This window comes from Pseudomonas sp. GP01-A4 (assembly GCF_058780865.1).
The window spans coordinates 99,124-117,002 of sequence record NZ_JBYSWF010000009.1; the positions used below are offsets into that span (position 1 = coordinate 99,124).

17 protein-coding genes are annotated in these 17,879 nt (G+C 55.1%); 12 read left to right on the forward strand and 5 right to left on the reverse strand.

Annotated elements, in window-relative coordinates; all coding sequences use genetic code 11:
• Nucleotides 1–234 precede the first annotated feature (234 nt).
• The 8 genes from AC3WKX_RS08555 (at nt 235) to AC3WKX_RS08590 (ending at nt 8,844) form a co-directional block, all read left to right on the forward strand.
• On the forward strand, nt 235–960 hold the full coding sequence (locus AC3WKX_RS08555) for a PFL_4669 family integrating conjugative element protein (RefSeq protein ID WP_008437331.1): 726 nt from the start codon (nt 235–237) through the stop codon (nt 958–960).
• A 5-nt stretch (nt 961–965) separates the two neighbouring features.
• The gene (locus AC3WKX_RS08560) at nt 966–1,505 is read left to right on the forward strand and encodes a DUF3158 family protein (protein WP_008437334.1); all 540 of its coding nucleotides are present in this window, start codon (nt 966–968) and stop codon (nt 1,503–1,505) included.
• A 15-nt stretch (nt 1,506–1,520) separates the two neighbouring features.
• Nucleotides 1,521–1,985, forward strand: coding sequence for a single-stranded DNA-binding protein (locus tag AC3WKX_RS08565; RefSeq protein WP_008437336.1), 465 nt, complete (start codon nt 1,521–1,523; stop codon nt 1,983–1,985).
• A gap of 110 nt (nt 1,986–2,095) precedes the next feature.
• Nucleotides 2,096–2,521: a hypothetical protein gene (locus AC3WKX_RS08570; RefSeq protein ID WP_008437339.1), complete on the forward strand. Its 426-nt coding sequence runs from the start codon at nt 2,096–2,098 to the stop codon at nt 2,519–2,521.
• A 178-nt stretch (nt 2,522–2,699) separates the two neighbouring features.
• On the forward strand, nt 2,700–2,897 hold the full coding sequence (locus tag AC3WKX_RS08575; protein WP_073845721.1) for a CrpP family ICE-associated protein: 198 nt from the start codon (nt 2,700–2,702) through the stop codon (nt 2,895–2,897).
• Nucleotides 2,898–2,996: 99 nt separating this feature from the next.
• Nucleotides 2,997–4,901, forward strand: a complete 1,905-nt coding sequence (gene topA / locus AC3WKX_RS08580; protein ID WP_008437341.1) for a type I DNA topoisomerase — start codon at nt 2,997–2,999, stop codon at nt 4,899–4,901.
• A 110-nt stretch (nt 4,902–5,011) separates the two neighbouring features.
• Complete coding sequence (locus tag AC3WKX_RS08585) at nt 5,012–6,892, forward strand: hypothetical protein (RefSeq protein WP_019818088.1); 1,881 nt, start codon at nt 5,012–5,014, stop codon at nt 6,890–6,892.
• A complete protein-coding gene (locus AC3WKX_RS08590; protein ID WP_024073377.1) occupies nt 6,889–8,844 on the forward strand; it encodes a DEAD/DEAH box helicase in 1,956 nt (651 codons plus the stop codon). The genes AC3WKX_RS08585 and AC3WKX_RS08590 overlap by 4 nt, the downstream gene beginning before the upstream one ends.
• A gap of 255 nt (nt 8,845–9,099) precedes the next feature.
• Here the strand turns inward: AC3WKX_RS08590 and AC3WKX_RS08595 are convergent, their stop codons facing one another.
• Genes AC3WKX_RS08595 through AC3WKX_RS08615 form a run of 5 tightly spaced genes read right to left on the reverse strand, consistent with a single transcriptional unit; the run spans nt 9,100 to nt 12,544 of the window.
• Nucleotides 9,100–9,648, reverse strand: coding sequence for an arsinothricin resistance N-acetyltransferase ArsN1 family B (locus tag AC3WKX_RS08595; protein ID WP_008437347.1), 549 nt, complete (start codon nt 9,646–9,648; stop codon nt 9,100–9,102).
• 19 nt (nt 9,649–9,667) lie between these two features.
• Nucleotides 9,668–10,402: an arsenical resistance protein ArsH gene (gene arsH, locus AC3WKX_RS08600; RefSeq protein WP_008437348.1), complete on the reverse strand. Its 735-nt coding sequence runs from the start codon at nt 10,400–10,402 to the stop codon at nt 9,668–9,670.
• Nucleotides 10,402–10,872, reverse strand: a complete 471-nt coding sequence (locus AC3WKX_RS08605; protein ID WP_008437349.1) for an arsenate reductase ArsC — start codon at nt 10,870–10,872, stop codon at nt 10,402–10,404. The genes arsH and AC3WKX_RS08605 overlap by 1 nt, the downstream gene beginning before the upstream one ends.
• 9 nt (nt 10,873–10,881) lie before the next feature.
• A complete protein-coding gene (locus AC3WKX_RS08610) occupies nt 10,882–12,171 on the reverse strand; it encodes an arsenic transporter (RefSeq protein WP_008437350.1) in 1,290 nt (429 codons plus the stop codon).
• A gap of 22 nt (nt 12,172–12,193) precedes the next feature.
• Nucleotides 12,194–12,544, reverse strand: coding sequence for a metalloregulator ArsR/SmtB family transcription factor (locus AC3WKX_RS08615; RefSeq protein WP_008437351.1), 351 nt, complete (start codon nt 12,542–12,544; stop codon nt 12,194–12,196).
• 456 nt (nt 12,545–13,000) lie between these two features.
• Between AC3WKX_RS08615 and pilL2 the strand changes: the two genes are divergently transcribed.
• The 4 genes from pilL2 to pilP are packed head-to-tail and all read left to right on the forward strand — an operon-like array spanning nt 13,001 to nt 17,869.
• Complete coding sequence (gene pilL2 / locus AC3WKX_RS08620; protein WP_019818090.1) at nt 13,001–14,158, forward strand: PFGI-1 class ICE element type IV pilus protein PilL2; 1,158 nt, start codon at nt 13,001–13,003, stop codon at nt 14,156–14,158.
• A complete protein-coding gene (gene pilN / locus AC3WKX_RS08625) occupies nt 14,158–15,972 on the forward strand; it encodes a PilN family type IVB pilus formation outer membrane protein (RefSeq protein WP_019818091.1) in 1,815 nt (604 codons plus the stop codon). The genes pilL2 and pilN overlap by 1 nt, the downstream gene beginning before the upstream one ends.
• Nucleotides 15,973–15,975: 3 nt before the next feature.
• Complete coding sequence (gene pilO2 / locus AC3WKX_RS08630) at nt 15,976–17,307, forward strand: type 4b pilus protein PilO2 (protein WP_024073376.1); 1,332 nt, start codon at nt 15,976–15,978, stop codon at nt 17,305–17,307.
• A complete protein-coding gene (pilP, locus tag AC3WKX_RS08635; protein ID WP_008437355.1) occupies nt 17,297–17,869 on the forward strand; it encodes a type IV pilus biogenesis protein PilP in 573 nt (190 codons plus the stop codon). The genes pilO2 and pilP overlap by 11 nt, the downstream gene beginning before the upstream one ends.
• Nucleotides 17,870–17,879: the final 10 nt, after the last annotated feature.

The following is a 17,879-nucleotide window of genomic DNA, read 5'->3' on the forward strand; positions in this document are numbered from 1 at the left end:
CGGCATCCGTGCCGGCGACATGGCAAGTGTTGTGGCCCACAACACCCTGACAGCATCCGGCACCGGAGGTGGCCGCCACGCAAGGGATTCGGTCCGCACCGGCGAGTTTCAGCTCTTCCTATATAGAAGCCTCAACAAATCCCCTTCCATCGGGCTACGTATTTAATGCTGCGTCTCCTATAGCCAAATTGCAGCATGGGTACGTCAATCCTCTTCCCAAGGAAACACTGCACCATGGCTGATAACTTCCGGCTCAACATCGGTTCACTGCGCAGCGATGTGAAGCTCACCCTTCACACTCACCACGCCGCTCGTATATGGATGGGGCGCCCTAAAAATGACCTCAAAGCCGGCATCATTGGTCTGTCAGGGTTCTGCACTGTCGTCAATCGAATGTCTCGAGGCGCCCAACAGGATGATCCCTACTCTGACTGGTGGATGATCCTCCTCGAGGAAAAGATCAACGATTCCAAGGAAGCGTTAAAGACCATCGAAGATCGCCTGGACACAGCCATGGCCTCTCTTCCACCGGCCATCAGCATTAGCGAAAACCTCTCGATCCAGCCTGTCAGCCTCCCGCTGTACATCTCCAATCCCCTGGGATTTCAGGCTGTGTACCTGCTGACGAACTACGACGAAATTGTCAGACGCATTCTGTTGGCCCAGCACGTTGGCCTTGTCGGGCGCCACGATATGGAAACCTGGATCGACGAAGGCGCAGCGGTACTGCGGAGACTGTTTGGTCTGGCCCAGATCTATAAGTACTCAGGCGCTGCCCGCGACGACTTCGCTGCAAACAATGCCAAGGCTGAAGCAGCCCGCAAAATGTACGAGCGGTACGGTGAGCTGCCACAAGACATCCTGGAAGGCACCCGCCGTTCGAATTTCGCGCCACCGATCATCCGCGGTCAGCAGCAAACCGAGACGGATGATCATCTCGATGACCCCGTTGAGGGTTAAAGAGCATGGGCCAGATTCCCTCCAATGATGGGTCGCTGCAACAGACCGCCTTCCGGCCACTGCAACAGGAAGCCTTTCAGCGACTGCAACAGGCTGCCTCACTAAAGGGCCTTTTAAAGCCTTTTAAAGGTAAGGGGGAGCTGACCCAATTTGCCGATCTTTGCCGAGCTCAAGAATCGGACTTAAAAGCTCTTGCCCAGGAAGTGCTGAGCCAGGCCCGCCGATATCCATTCACCCTAGTTCCAGTGCGGTTGACTGAGCAGAACACCCAAGCCGGCACCCAGTTTTTGAGATGGCAGCAGGTGACAGATCGGCGGATGGGCGTAGGGGTTTGGGCAGAAATGATGGGCTCACCCAGAACACCGGAATCCATGCTGCAGGATCTTTACGTGATGGAGCTGCAGCGCATCACCTTGAATATGCAAATGAGTTTGCTGCACTCGATCACCAAACAGGCCGCCGAGTGCGCAGAAAAAATGGGCCAGGCAGAGGCCGTGTATACCGCTCGCCTGCAGCAGCTCAACAACCCAACGCAACACCAATAACCTCGGAGAATACTCATGGGCACGCCCGTACAAGGCTGGGAAGGCAATATCGGTTCTGCACCGGAATTCAAAGAATTCCCCAACGGCAATAAAGACCCACGTCGACTCATGCGAGCCAACGTTTACTTCGACAATTCGATTCCGGATGGCAAAGGCGGCTACGAAGATCGTGGCGGTTTTTGGGCGAATGTGGAGTGGTGGCACAAGGACGCCGAGCATTATTCGCAACTGTTCCAGAAAGGTATGCGAGTGCTGGTTTCCGGTCGCGCCGTTATGGACCGTTGGAAGAACGACGATGGCGAATTCGAAGCTTTGAAAATCCAGGCCAGCCGGGTCGGCATGCTGCCACACCGCGTGACCATGGTGAATCTGGCGCCTTCGCAAAACCAGAATTCGCAACAGTCCAACAGACCCGAATCGCGGCCGCAGCCAGCTCCAGGCCCGGATGAATATCCAGATACCGATCCACCGCAATTCTGAAAACAGGGGCTTAATTTTTCGGCCCATTCGTGTAGCTGTCGGTGTTGGGGGAAACAGCTCATCGTTTCCCCCGACCTCATTAGAGAACCACTACAAATTAGGACGTGCCGATGGATGAAGTTTTGAGGGACCCAACAGGGTACGTTGTCATTGGCGCAGAGCACCCAGCTTTAGGCCGTGTTTACTGGGCTTACTTTGATGAAAGCGAGGTGAATGCTCCGGACTACTACGGGCTCACCCTGGACATAAACCGAGCATCATGGGCTCCAGTTGGGTGGCGAACGGGAGAGTATCTGATGGGGGGCCGTGGAGAGACAGACCTTGATACCTGGCAAGCCCGCCGATTTATCAACACCTTGCTCGATGAATACCGCTTAGATACTGAATACCGCGTCGACTTTGACGACGACGACGAAATGACTGAACACTTATACGGCAAGCTGGAACAACTACGTGTTCAAAGCGGACAATCCACTCAGGACTTCATCGCGTGGATCAGAGTTGCGAACTGGACGGACGAGCCAGCTTCGAATTGACATCAAACCGCCAATTGGTTGGCAAAAAATCGCGCCATTCGTTAACTTTCAGGTTGAGTCACACTTCCATTCGGCTATCTCAAGCACAGAAGTTTAAAACTTCCGTTTTTGATGCAAAAAAATGCGCTATTCGTGATGTTACTGTCTGATAGATCTGTTCTTCGGGGACCGATAGCCAATGGCGCAATCTCGAACTTCTTTGAAACCAGCAGATAGGCGGCAATTCAATAACCCCCATACTGCCGTTCAAATAGCCGGTGCTGACGCCGCCCGAAAAGGGCTACGGGTGTATGACTGCCCTTACCACCATCCTGCGATGCGCGCGTCGTGGCTAAAGGGCTTTGCCCAGGAACAGCAGCTGACGCTGGACCTCTAGCCGCTAAAAGCCTCCCGTTGTGCATTGACCATTTCCCATTGAAGCCTTACCTGCCATGACGTGACAGTCCCGCTCTGCATAATTGAGAAGGGGCACACCGTGAAGCTATTGATCATCGAGGCACCTGGGAAGCTGAAAAAGCTTCAGCCAATGATGAAGAAACTGCGCCCAGGCGAACACTGGTTGGTTGTCGCCAGTGGTGGGCACATACGTGACTTGCCCGCCAGAGGGCAGGACGACAGCATGATCACCACAGGCGTCCGCAAAAATTACACACCGGTGTACGAGATCCTGGATAAGAGCGCCAAGGCCGTGCGGACCATCAAGGCCGCAGCTAAACAGGCCGATGAAATCTACCTCGCAACCGATCCGGATCGCGAAGGTGAAAGCATCAGCTGGCACATCCAGCAGGTACTGGCGGTCAAATCCTACAAACGCATCACCTTCAATGAAATCACCCTGAAGCGTGTCGCAGAGGCTCTAGCCAATCCTCGCCAAATCGATTTGAACAGAGTCGCGTCACAAGAATGCCGGCGTGTACTTGATCGTTTGGTGGGTTACCTGGTGACTCAGGAGCTACGCCGACTGATGGGCAAGCCCACCTCTGCAGGCCGCGTGCAATCGCCTGCCGTATACCTGGTGGTTTTGCGCGAGCGCGAGATCCGCAACTTTCAGGTAATCAACCACTTCGGTGTGCGTCTGAACTTTGTGGATATGAATCAGGGCACCACCTGGTATGCAGACTGGCAACCGGTACCGGATTTCGCGAGCAAAGACTTTCCTTACGTTCAAGATGCCAACCTGGCCCGACTCGTCGCCGGCACACGTAATGTCGTCGTCGAGTCCTGTGAAGACCGCAAGGCCGAGCGCCACCCACCCGCGCCCTTCATCTCTTCCACCCTTCAACAAGCAGCCAGCAACGCCTTGAAATGGGACCCGGACAAGACCATGCAAGTCGCCCAGCGATTGTATGAACAAGGCGTGATCACCTACCACAGGACGGATAATCCCAACGTACCAGACGAGGCCATGGAGGATATTAGAACCGTAGCTAGATCTATCGGATTGAAGACCGTCGACGAGCGACGTACATTCAAGGCCGCCGAAGGCGCGCAGGAAGGCCACCCCGCTATTACCCCGACGCATTGGGCTGATACAAAAGCTGGTGAGAACGACGAGGAACTCGCCCTGTACAAGTTGATTTGGGTCCGGGCGCTGGCCAGCCAGATCGAAGCGGCGGTATTCGACGTGCGTGCTGTAAAACTGCTCGCGGTTGGCCCAAATGGTAAGGCTTTGCGATTCAATGCAACTGGTGAAACCCTTTTTCATCCTGGGTGGCGGAAACTGCTCAAGGGCGATGACACAGACGATGAGGAAGATGGAGCAGCGAGCAACCCAGTTCCTGCACTCACACCAAAACAGATCATCTCTGTGCACAACGGAGAACTGCTGAAGAAGAAAACTCAGCCGCCATCCCGCTACACCAAGGCCAGTCTAATCAAAGAAATGGAGCGCCGCGGTATTGGTCGTCCCAGCACGTTCGCCTCGATCTTGAAGAACATCACCAGCAAAGGAATGATTGAGGAAAAAAGCCGCAAGCTGGTACCGGCGCCGCTGGGGGAGGAAACAATCGCGAAGCTGGAAGGGTTCTACAGTTTCGTGGAGCTCGATTTTACGAGGGAGCTGGAGCGGGATTTGGACAAAGTCGCCCAGGGCCAAGACACCTATGGAGCTGTCGTTGCGCGTCTGCATAGACGCCTGGAAGAGGAACTGTCTCAGCAACGTGGAATGCCGAGTGTGCCGATGGCGTCCGCTCCACGCCCAGCCACAGCAGGTGGCGCTTTCAACTGTCCCAAGTGCAATCAACCCCTCGCAAGGCGACAAAAAAAAGGGGGCGGTGGCTATGACTTTTGGGGTTGCACAGGCTTCAAATCGAATGGATGCAAGGTGAGTTTTCCAAACTTGAATGGCAAACCAGATCTCAATAAACCCAGAGGGGTGTGACTTCTGCCATTGCCGATATAAATCACCGACAACGCCGTTACGCATTAACCCTAGAAGCCCACCATTCCTATACCTGACAGTCCTCTGCGAAATTGCAGAGGAGGTCATGGGTGAGCGTACAGAAGAGACAATCGGTGGTGGGGCTGCGCATCTTAGCGCCGAAGCTGGAGAAGTTCTCAGACCGGCAAATTGAAGTCGCCCAGACCTGGGCTTTACAATTTAACGTACCGCCCTCCCAGCTGACCTCCTTCATCGATACCTATCTGAGTTCCACTGTCCATACTCGTTGCTGGTGCGTAGCCCTGCCCTCTACAGATGATCAAACACGGCGGCTCCTGGCCAGAATCGGCGATCACCTCCAGTACTTCGATGGTCATCAGGTTAAGGCCTGCAAAATCTTCAGCAAGGACCGCGTGCATAAGAGAAAACCCACCGCAATGGTGGCCCAGCAGCTACTGCTCAGGTTTGAAAAACGCTGGTATGCAGACGTCCTACTGACCTCCTTCTGCAAGTCTGCTGGAGAGAGGGCGAAAGCCCTTTCGATTGAAGATCTAGGAAGCTTTAATCGCCGCGGCTTCGATTGGACGGCGAGCAACAATCGGTACTTCAATCCCCGCACCCGATTTTACCTGAAGCAGATTGGCAGCACGCTGAAGCAGTTTTGCCAGTGTCTGGACCAAGAGCTTTTATTCGCCATTCGTTCAGCGCAATGTCCCTCACCCAAGCTCTATAACTGGCTGGCTCAAGGTGACCGAAAACGCCGCCTTCAGGCCCTAAAAGCCCAGCCAGTACTGATTCCACTTCTGGTACTAGCAGATCAATGGCCGTGGCCGTGGGATGGGCAGCAGCAGGTATACATGAACTGCCCATGGGATGAACTTCAGGCGTGGCGCCCATACTGGAGTGAGGACCGTTATTTGATTTCCGCTGAAGAGTGCCTGGTAGGTCGCATAGCCGACGCGGGCCTCCCCCTTTCCGACACACTGGCTTGGCTGCTACAGGCGCCGCGCGCTGCAGTGCGCTACCTGGGTCAACAGCGGGTATTCGATACCGGCAGTGCATTGACCCGTATCAGCCGCGAGGGGCCACAAGGACCCTGGCATCGACTGCTGCTGGGAGCCTCACTGGGCAATCGCCGTCCTCTTAAAAAAGCGCACTGGATCACTCTCTTCGCGCTGCTGGATAAAATCCCGTATCAACTGCTGGATCAAACGCAGGACTGGAACAGGCTGCTGTCAGGGTGTCCAACTGATTGGTCGGACGACAATTGGTCCAAAATCGCCGACGACTTTCGAGACCTGAACGAGCTCTTTAACAACGTTGATGAGAGCGACGGACCAGCTTCTGGTGAAGCACTGCAGAAACTCAAAAGCTTCATTGCTACTGCTTCCTATCACCAGATCGCCAGCTTGGTGAATGGCTTTCACCTCGCGTTGATAGACATCCGTGAGGCTTTAGATGCAGTAGATCCACAAACAAGAACAGACTCTTTAACGCCCTGGAAGCCGCTGCTTTATTCAACCAGCACACCCCTCGTGAGTCCAAATGGGCTGCAAATTATCGAACTGAAGTGCCCCGCCGATCTTGATGCGGAACATCGAGCGCTGGGCCATTGCATTGATGGTTACGACTACAGTGCTTATCGGGGCATCTGCCGTCTTTTTTCGGTTCGCGAAAACGGGAAATCGTTGGCCTCTGCAGAAATCCAAATGGATGAAAGTGCCTGGGGCGAAACGTTAGCAAAATTGACTCCCAAACACCTGGTGACGATACAACTGAGAGGGCTCCGCAATCGCACACCTAAGTCGGGCTCCAGGGTTGACCGGGCCTATCAATGGTTTTGGGCAAAGATCAAATCGGGTGAGCTCGCCATTAACCTGGAATGGCCCGACCAAACACTATCCATGTCGCGCTATACAAATCGAAACCGGAAAAAAATGCATGCCCAGGCCTGTGCGGAATGGATCAACCAACGATTGAGCAGGACATGAGTCGTCCACGTCTGATGAACCGCCGGCAGGACCTGGTCGAAAAAGTCATTTTTGACGGCTATGACTTCGGGGTCTTAATGCAATACGTTGAGGGTGCGAACCGGCTGTTTCTCGAACGTAATGGTTTCTATATTCGGCGTGCCGAGCATCCTCAACATCGCTATTGGCGATTACCAAAAGGCAAGTTGCTGGATGACCTGGATGTGCTCTTCCACCGTTTGATGGAGTTGTCCGAGGACCGTTTCAATGAAAGTTGGGAGACGTTTTCACATAAAATCACAGCCGCACAAAACGACCCAGATCGGCAGGCATTCACGTGGGGGCTGACCTTTCGGATAGCTCCACTCGTTCAGGGCGGGATCCTGCTGTCAGGTGACTACCATCCTGGCGCGGTCGCCGTTTCAAGGCGCATGCACGGCGTGTTTCTCGGGCATTCCAAGTCCTGGCGCATTGACGCTGGTGCGGAAGTGGTGCGAAGCAACTTGATCCTGGAGCTTGGATTGTCGGAGGATCAGTTCGAAATCCTCGACACCGTGCAAGAGCTGCTGACCGACGGATCCGTTGTTCCAGCTGATGAAATCACCCGCATCAGTCTTGGTGGACCGCCACAAGAGCGCGCAGCAAAAGCGGCTGACGATAGCACCTCAACCGATGTGTATTTAGCCGCGGTGCCCTCAATCGAGCGCACCGGGTCCACTACCGAACAGATTAACCAGGCATTGGCTGGTTATTCTTTACTGGACCATCAACCGGCAGGCATCCGGCACTTGCTACAGCGCACAAGCGCCTTGCTTGCGGATGACATGGGGCTTGGTAAAACTCGCCAAGCAATCATTGCCGCTGCAATCCGAGCAGCTAATAGACCCATCTTGGTTATCACCCTGTCGACGTTGATCATCAACTGGCAACGCGAAATCCAGATGGTGTATCCCAAGGCCACTATCGGCCAACAGGTCTTTGATCCCTCTTCGCAATGGATTATCACCAACTACGAACGCCTTGGCGATTTTGTTCTGCATGCAGGACACTTTGAAGTGATGATCATCGACGAGGCGCACCGCCTGAAAGAGCCGACCGCCGCGTGGACACGTCACGGCTTCGACATTGCCGCCAAGATACCCAACCGTTACCTGCTGACGGGTACGCCAGTCCTCAACCGAGAATCTGAGCTGCACACGCTGCTACGGCTATCCGGCCACCCCGTTGGGAAACTGCCCTTGAAAGAATTCTGCGAACAGTTCGCCGGCAGTCAGGATTTCCGCATGAATCTGCGGGGCGCAATCGGCGATTGGATGCTCCGTCGACGCAAGGATGTCTTGCCCGGTCTCAAGGGCAAACAGCGCCAAACTTTACCCATCGAACTCACTGCTGAAGAGCGCAAGCAATACGATCAAATTCGGCTCGAAGACAGGCCTAGCCTCGCCAGGTTGGGATCACTGCGTCAGTTGCTTGAGCAGGTAAAGATTCGTGTCGTAATGGATCTGCTGTGCGAACTGGACGCGGAGGACAAAGTAATCTTGTTCTGTGAGTTCAAGGATACGGTAGGAACACTTCGCACTCGGTGCAAGCAAGCTGAGTACGGGTGCGTCACGGTTGTCGGCAGTGACTCTGTAGGCAAACGGCAGAAGGCGATCGATCAATTCCAAAGTGATCCAGAAACCCGCGTCTTTGCCGCCACTACCTCCGCTGCCGGCACCGGCAACAACCTCACTGCGGCCAACTATGTGATGTTCCTGGGCCTCCCCTGGACGCCTGGACTGCAGGACCAGGCTGAGGACAGGGCCTACCGCAATGGGCAATTGCGCATGGTCGTGGTGAAAATCCCGCTGGTGGAAAACACAATCGACCAGATGCTTTGGCAAATGCTGCAGGATAAGCGTCAGTTGGCAAGTGACCTCATTGAGCCCGACGCGGCCGGCAACGCGAGACAAGCATTGGCGACCAATTTGTAGATCTGCGGTATATCACTGCTTCTTAGTGGCTGAGACCTTGTAAACGTACTTGGAACCATTACTTTTGTTTTCTGGAATCTAATAGGCCTCCCCATCGGCAACAATAGTTTCGTTCGATATCTGCAAACTTCCGAAAGTGGCAAATCTATTTCGATTTTACCCACTTTGCTCGTATTCATTTCGAGGAGTCGAACATAATTGACTTTGTTACGTATTAGAATCTTCCCATCGCTCATAATGGCCGTCGAGACCCATTCAGAAGAGACTGATCTCACTGAAAGGCACGGACAGTTTTGGCGGACTCGTTGAATCCAGCGCGATACGCCAATATCCAACATCATGCCAAGCGCCATGCTTGAATCCTACTTCTGGATACGTACCGATGTGAGCGAAGCCTAGTGCTTCATGCAGCCCCACGCTGCCATCGTTTGGCAGCGCGATCCCGGCAAAGGCTGCGTGAAACCCTTGCCTTTTCAATGTCGGCAGCAACACGCCATACAGTGCCCGGCCGACCCCGCTACGGTGCGCTTCTGGCGATATATAAACGGTGACGTCGACCGACCAGCGATAGGCCTCACGAGCCCGGTGCTGACTGGCATATGCATAGCCGATGAGCTGGCCGTCTCGCTCCGCTACCAGATACGGGTAAGTCGGCAAAGTCGACCCAATCCGCTTGGCCATCTCTTCGACTGTGGGCGGCTCAAGCTCAAACGAAATCGCCGTATGCTCAACCATCGGTGCGTAAATTGCCTGGATGGCTTGAGCGTCCGAAATCTGCGCAATCCTTACTGTGGTGTTGCTCATCCTCTATCCCCTTGGTCGCTCAAATCGATCTTTGATTGACTCGTTTCGAGAGTGCTTCGGCGCTTTCCTTGCGCTCCGAATAGCGGTCTACCAAATACGTTTCCCGGCCCCGAACCATCAGCGTGAACTTCATCAGTTCCTCCATCACGTCCACAACACGGTCGTAGTAGGCGGATGGCTTCATACGCCCTGCGTCGTCGAACTCCAGAAAGGCTTTGGGTACTGACGACTGGTTTGGGATGGTGATCATCCGCATCCAGCGCCCGAGGATCCTAAGCTGGTTTACCGTGTTGAAGGACTGTGATCCACCGCAGACCTGCATGACGGCCAACGTCTTGCCCTGGCTGGGGCGGACAGCGCCCAACGTGAGAGGTATCCAGTCTATTTGGGCTTTGAATACAGCAGACATTGCACCGTGACGCTCTGGCGAACACCACACCTGTCCCTCTGACCACAGAACCAGATCCCGCAGCTCTTTAACCTTTGGATGGTCTTCCGGAGCGTCATCAGGGAGAGGCAGACCCGAGGGATCAAAGATGACGGTCTCGGCTCCCATTAGGGTCAGGATGCGCGCGGCCTCTTGGGTCAGCAGCCTGCTGAAAGAGCGCTCACGGGTTGAGCCATACAGCAACAAGATGCGTGGTTTGTGAGTCGGTTGCTCGTTGCCTTGCAGGCGATCCAGTGTGACGAAGTCGATTAGCGACTGATCCAGATTAGGTAGATCCAGGCTGCTTTCCGAGGAAAATTCGTCCATTACAGTTCACCTATTTGATCTAGCTCGCGCTTCAGTTCCTGCGGTGTGAGCGCCGAATGATCCAAGCTGAAGAATGCCTCGAAACGCTTTTTAATCTGGACGACGGTCGCGTCAAATGCGGCTTGGATGTCGCTGTCTGTGCCTTCTACATCGGAAGGGTCGGCGAGGCCCCAGTGGCTTTTGACAGCAGGCCCGAAATAGACCGGGCAGGGTTCGCCTCCAGCCTTATCACACACGGTGATCACCACATCCGGTGGTGAGTCCGAAAACACCTCTGAGCCTTTGCTGTAGAGATCTGTGGTGTCGATACCAAGCGCTTGCAACGTACTCACGGCGCGTGGATTCAGTTGTCCGCTTGGGAAGCTGCCCGAACTGACGGCGTTAAAACCGCTCGGGGCCAGGTGGTTGAACAACCCCTCCGAGAGAACGCTCCGGCAGCTGTTTGCCGTACACATAAATAGCACTTTCATGGGTTTCTCCTAGACAGGGATGCTCAGCCGCGACGCCAGTGCCACCAGCGTTACCAGCAAGATAGGGAGGGTGAGGATGCTGCCGACTTTGAAGTAGTAACCCCAGGTGATGCGGATATTTTTCTGCGCTAGCACATGCAGCCACAGCAACGTGGCCAGGCTTCCGATGGGCGTGATCTTGGGGCCAAGATCGCAACCGATGACGTTGGCGTAGATCATGGCCTCACGTACCAGTCCTGTAGCGTCGCTGCCCTGAATGGACAGAGCGCCGATAAGCACACTCGGCATGTTGTTCATGATCGAGGACAACAGCGCAGCGGTGATACCGGTGCCCAAGGTAGCGGCCCATAGGCCATGCTCGGCAAATATGTTCAGCAGCCCCGAGAGCGAGTCGGTTAGGCCAGCATTACGCAGGCCATAGACCACCAGATACATGCCCAGCGAAAACACGACAATTTGCCAGGGCGCGTCCTTGATGACCCTTCTCGTGGAGATGATTTGGCCTTTACCTGCGATGACCAGCAGGATCATTGCACACGCAGCAGCAACAGCGCTGATGGGGATACCTAACGGCTCCAGTGCGAACAGACCAACCAGCAGCAGGCCAAGTACCCACCAGCCAGCAATGAAGGTCGCCCGATCTCGAATCACCGACTCCGGGGCCTCAAGCTGATCCGCGTCGTACTGGGCGGGAATGTCCTTGCGATAGAACATCCAGAGCATGAACAGTGTCGCGGCCACGGCCACTAGGTTCACTGGCCACATGACAGAAGCGTATTCACCGAAACCCACGCCAAAAAAGTCTGCCGAAACGATGTTCACCAGGTTGGACACCACCATCGGCAGACTGGCGGTATCAGCGATGAAGCCTGCGGCCATCACGAATGCCAAGGTGGATGCCGGGCTGAAGCGAAGCGCCGTCAGCATCGCGATGACGATTGGGGTCAGAATCAGTGCGGCTCCATCATTGGCGAACAGTGCCGAAACGGCTGCACCGAGCAGGATCATCAGCGCAAACAGACGTCCGCCTTTGCCCCGACCCCAGCGAGCGACATGAAGCGCCGCCCATTTGAAGAATCCCGCTTCATCGAGCAACAAACTGATGATGATCACAGCAATGAAGGTCGCGGTAGCGTTCCAGACGATGTGCCACACAACCGGCACATCCCCTAGACTTACGGCGCCAGTCAGTAGTGCCAGAACGGCACCCGCTGCCGCGCTCCAGCCGACACCTAACCCCTTGGGTTGCCAGATAACAAAGACGAGCGTAACTACGAAAATCGATGCTGCGATGAGCATGAGTATGTTCCAGATCAGGATGTCAGCAGCAGGAGGCTTGGCGCACGGGTCTGTCTTCCATGGAAGCCAGCCGTCCTTGATGGTCGTTAACCCAGGACTGGTGTGCCTGCGTAGTGACGTTCAGAACATCCAGTGCCCACTGTTCAAGCTCGGGATGCAGCCGGTAGTAAACCCACTGACCCTGCCTCCGATCTGCGAGTAACCCGCAAGCACGCAGTTGGGCAAGATGCCTGGAGACCTTCGACTGGTTATCGTCCAGTGCCCAGATTAACTCGCACACGCACAACTCACCCTCAGCCGAAAGCATGAGCATGATCCGGGCGCGAGTTTCATCACCCAAGCACTTGAAGAATGTGTGTGGTGTAAGGCTCATAAGCAATCGCTCTGCATATGTGGATAATCGAATATGCAGATTTAACCACGTTCAGCCTGCTTGCACAAATGCCTGTGGCGGGAGTTAACGATGGGGATCAATGCTCACCGGTCGACCACAGGGTAACGACCAGGAGGGATTAACAATCGCCTCAGCACGCGGACGGAGATTTGATGTTCGAATGGATGTTCGCTGAACGCGATTTTGGATTCATTACTCTAGGCGTAATGGCAGGATAGCTGGTCAGGTCGAATGCAATTGAGTGGTCAGCGTGAATGCAAATGAATGCTCAGCGTGAATGGAAATGGGTGATCAGATACTAGGTAATTTTCCACCTCGGTCGCGTCATCTTTGTATAGCCTATAAATACCTATAGACGTAGTTTTCTATTTCCTACTGCGCAGCTGGTACCAGCCTGTCACCGTTCCCCTATCATTACAGGGGGCCTCTCGGCACATGATCAGGCACGTCACCACGCTCTCGCTTCTAGCGTTAATCGCCAGTTGCACGACCCAAACGGCGCAGACACCCAAGCCCGCTTTCGACAGCAGTCGCAATCCGGACATGTTGACGCCAGACCTCTATCCTGGCGGCGCCGTTCCTGAAAAAGAACCAGTAGTGCGCTATGGCCGCTACACCCTCGTCAGCACGCTGCCAGATTCTGGCCAACGTGACCTGATGGCTCAGATTATCGACATCAGCATTCCAGCCAACATGCACCCAAATGTGCATGAGGCCATGCAGTACGTGGTGGACCGTTCAGGTTATACGCTTTGCTCGGCAGACTCTGGCCACGTCAACATCCTTTACACCCGACCACTCCCAGCAGCCCAATATAAACTTGGCCCTATGACCCTGCGTAACACCCTGCAGGTGCTCGCAGGTCCGGCCTGGCAGGTGAAGGTCGACGAGGTCAACCGTCAGGTGTGCTACGTCCTGCGCCCTGGCTACCAGCTCCCGGACTCTCCACGTCCTGCATCAACTCAGATTGCTCAACTCAACACATCGACAGCTGCACAGCCTATCGCAGCGAAGAGCAATAACAATGATGCGGGCAGCCAAGTAGTAGTCGCCGCCGTTCCCCAAACAGCGCCTTTCACAACAACGGCATCAGCCGCTACCCCTGTGGCGAACGCTGCACCAGCCAAAACCGTGGCCCCTCCTACGGTGATTACCAAGGATGGCTCTACAAAACAAACGTCTGCCTTGCCGACTCAGAGTCCGGCCTCGACTTCGTCCAGCAACCCAGATGCCAAGGCCGCTTCAACTCCGAAACTGGTCACCGCGCCGTCCGCAGTTTCTGCAGCGCCAAAGCCGGTTGCGACGGACATTGCAGCGCCGAAGCCGCTGGCCCAGACATGGACGGCTTCAACTGGCTCAACCCTTCGTCAAACCGTCGAAGGCTGGGCTGAAAAAGCGGGCTGGAAACTGATGTGGCAGGTCGATGATTTGGATTACTCAATTGACGCTCCACTTCGATTTGAGGGCAGTTTCCAAGAAGCCATTGGGTCGATTTTCCCTCTCTACGACTCGGCTCCACGGTCCTTTCTGGTCGATGTGGTCGACAGTAACTCCTCACAGCGGCTGATTTTTATTACAGAGAGGAACAAATGATGACTGCTCGTCTCTGGATCAAAAGCACAGCCTTGTCACTTATCGTCGCACTGGTGAGTTCCTGTTCGCTGCAGCGTGTGAATGAATCGGCCAGCCGAGCTGAAAATGACGCTGCGACAGCCTCTCAATACAGCCGATTTCTGAGAAATCAGCAGCAAGAGTCCGCGCGCGCTACGGTGGTGTTCAGCGACAAACCATGGGTGTCCAAAAAACCGCTGGTCGCCAAGCGTGGTTTACCGCTGACCATGGATTGCGACATCACCTATCGCCCCTCATATAACGTTGGGATCGCTGAGATCGCGCAGTACATCACTAGTGAATGTGGTGTACCGGTCATCGTAGCCCCTGACGCAATCGACCCAAGTGTCCTTTCCAGTTCGACGCAGGGCAACTCAGGACCTGCAGTTCCACCTGGTTTGGGCTCTGCCGACAACCTGACCAACTTCATGCCCGCCGGCGTCATCGGCAATGTTCCGAGCAACGCCCGCTCAATGAATTCGATTGGGCTGACTGCACCCAACACATTCCCCATTAAGTACAGCGGCAAGCTGTCAGGGTTGTTGAATCAAGCGACCTCCCAGTTGGGCTTAGCGTGGAATTATTCCTCCGATGATCGAAGCGTGCATGTCACTTACTTCGACACCAAGACGTTCGACGTCTGGGCATTTGGTGATGACCAGGTCATTGAAAGCACAGTGAAGTCGGGCTTGCTGACCGCTACAGGCAGCGGGAGCAGTTCCGGTGGTGGTGGCGGCGGATCTTCGTCGACAGGTGCATCGGGTGAATCAGGCAGCAACCAGAGCACCACCGTTACCATCAAGACCTCGCTGATCGGAGACATTGAAAAAAACGTCAAGGCGATGCTGAGCCAACAGCCCCAAGGTCGGATGTTCCTCTCGCGTTCCACTGGCACCCTGACGGTAAGTGATCGACCAGAAGTACTCTCAAACGTTGCTAAATACCTGAATTCGATCAACAGCAGTATCACCCGTCAGGTGTTGTTCAACGTCAAAGTTTTCGAGGTAACTCTCACCGACACAGACCAGACCGGCCTGGACTGGACGGCTGTCTATACGTCCTTGAGCAACAAATGGGGCTTTTCGCTGAAGAATGCCACCACCGGCATAAGCACGGGCGCGGTGTCGGGCTCGTTGAGTATTTTGGACACGTCGAAGTCTCCTTGGGCTGGCTCCAACTTAATCATCAAAGCACTTTCCGAACAGGGCCGAATCTCGAACGTTCGCTCGCCGTCGGTCACCACGCTGAATCTGCAGCCGGCACCCATCCAGATCGGCAACGTAAAGAGCTATGTCGCATCAAGCTCGACAACCACTACGGCTTCCGTTGGATCGTCTACTTCGCTCACCCCCGCGACTATCACCAGCGGCTTCAACATGATGTTGCTCCCTCGAATCATCGACCAGGACAACATGTTGCTGATGATCACCCTGAGCATGAGTAGCAAACCGACCTTCACCACTTTTACGAGCAACGGCTCCAGTGTCCAGACAGCGGATTACGACACCAAGAATCTGTCGCCCAAGGTCAAATTGCGCAGCGGTCAAACCCTCGTACTGACTGGTTTTGAGGAGAACAGCGAAAACGCAACCAAGTCTGGCGTAGGGGATCCTGGATTCTTCGGTTTGGGCGGCAGCCGTGTCCGCACCACAGGGCACAGCGTACTCGTAGTGCTGATTACTCCTGTTGTTGATAGCGACACAGGCAGCCCCAGCGCGGTGATTTCACCTGCTGCCAACGAGCCTTGGGGCTCTTGCCCTACCCCACTGCTGCATTGCACAGGTTCCAAGGGGTAAGCCATGGTTGCGGAAACCTCAAAAAATGCACGCTCTGCTCGAGTCCAGGTACTCCAGTATCGTGGAAAATCATTTGTCACCGGTCTGCGCTGGCATCCGCTGGGTAGTGTCACCGGGCACATGAAGGAAGCGCGCCAGTACGGTCGTGAGCACCACCTCGACATTGTCGCCATTAGAAGAACACCAGCCATTATTCAGGCAGGTTTTGTAGCGCGCAGCGAGGAGGTCATCAAAGGGATGTACTCGCTCGCGGCCACCCTGGCTGGACAGCTGGGGGACTCATGGATCGCGGCCTGGAAAACTGAAAGCGAGATTGACCAATATGCCCTCGTTGCTGTGTATCAAGGTGGCGTGATCTCTGGCTGCGACATGATCGGCACTGGTGCTGAGGTCCGCCGCCGAGTCGCGCAACAACGCAGTCGTGGGATCAACTTCGACAACGAGTACCTGCCCCCAGAGTTCGATATGGGCGGTCAACCACTGGACGTGGCAGAGCTGCTTCAGCCGTCGCATCTAAAACGCGAGTACCGGCTACGGCCACTCGTCTTTGGGCTATCCAAACCAGAACTTGTACAGCTGGCGGTTCTTGGCGTGCTGATCGCTGCCGGCATCATCGGATGGGCTCAATGGCAGAACCATCAGGACCAGATAGCCAAAGAGGCGGCTTTCCAGGCTGAACAGCAACGCCTGGCAGAGTTGGCCAGACTGCAAAAAGAATCCGGTATGGAACAGACGCCCCAAGCGCTTGAACACCCTTGGGCCAAACGTCCATCTGTTGCAGATTTCCTGGAGGGTTGCAGCAACGTCATTTATCAGTTGCCTCTGTCCATTCAGGGATGGCAGTTCACGAGTGCCGTCTGCGACGGCGCACAGGTTTTGTCCTCCTATAAGCGCTCGGGCAATAGCACGGCCGACAAACTGATACAGGCGACGCAGGGCCACTTTTCTGATCGGCCGGCCTTCTTTGACGAGGGCAACTCGGCCACGTTGAAATTCGACATCTCTCTACCCGCAGCCGGTGATGAGCCTCTAAAAGACGCCATCGTGATGTTGGCGAACCTGTCGTCTTGGCTGCACAGCTTCACTCAAACCCCAGTGCTGAAAGAAGTGCCGGTCGTTGTGCCCATTCAACCAGCGATACCGGGCCAACCTGCGCCACCGCCGCCCCCACCGCCTCAATGGAAGCAATTCGAGCTGAGCTATGCCACTGGCATTACGCCGCTGGACTCATTATCCGGCGCACCCAGTCAGGGCTTACGGCTGCGCGAAATCACAACCAAATATGAGACCGGCCACCTTGTCTGGTCAGTAATAGGTGACCTATATGCGAAATAAAGCGCTGTGCTTTTTGTGCTCCATCCTTGCGTTAGGGGCACCATCGAGCTGGGCAGATGAGAACACCCTATCTGGGGTGAACGTCGGCGAGCTGGCCCAGATTCAAAGCCAGACGATCTTGTTGAATGCCAAAGCCGAGAAGGCCAAGGCCGAAAGATCGATCAAGGGCGAAGACCAAAGTGCGACGACGCAGCCGTCAACTGTGTTTTTTTCTCAAGGAAACCTCACACAGCCGGCTGCAGCCTCGGCGCACAGCAGTGATACACAGTCTGACTTGCCTGTCGTGAAAGCGGTATTCGGCTCAGCAAAACGGCTGCGTGCGACTCTGCTCTACAGCAGCGGATTTGAAGTAGACGCAGATGCCTCATCTCGGGAGTTACCCGGTGGCTATCGCATGGCCATCCTCTCCGTCGAAAACGTGACCCTCGAGCGTGGCGGTAAGCGCTACCCCCTCGGCTTTTCCAGTACGCCCCCGGCCAGCTTGAGCAACGTTAACAATTCAGCCCCCAGCATTACCCCATCAGCACCTATGCCGCCTGGGCTGATCCCTGGCCAACGTTGATTGAGAAGTT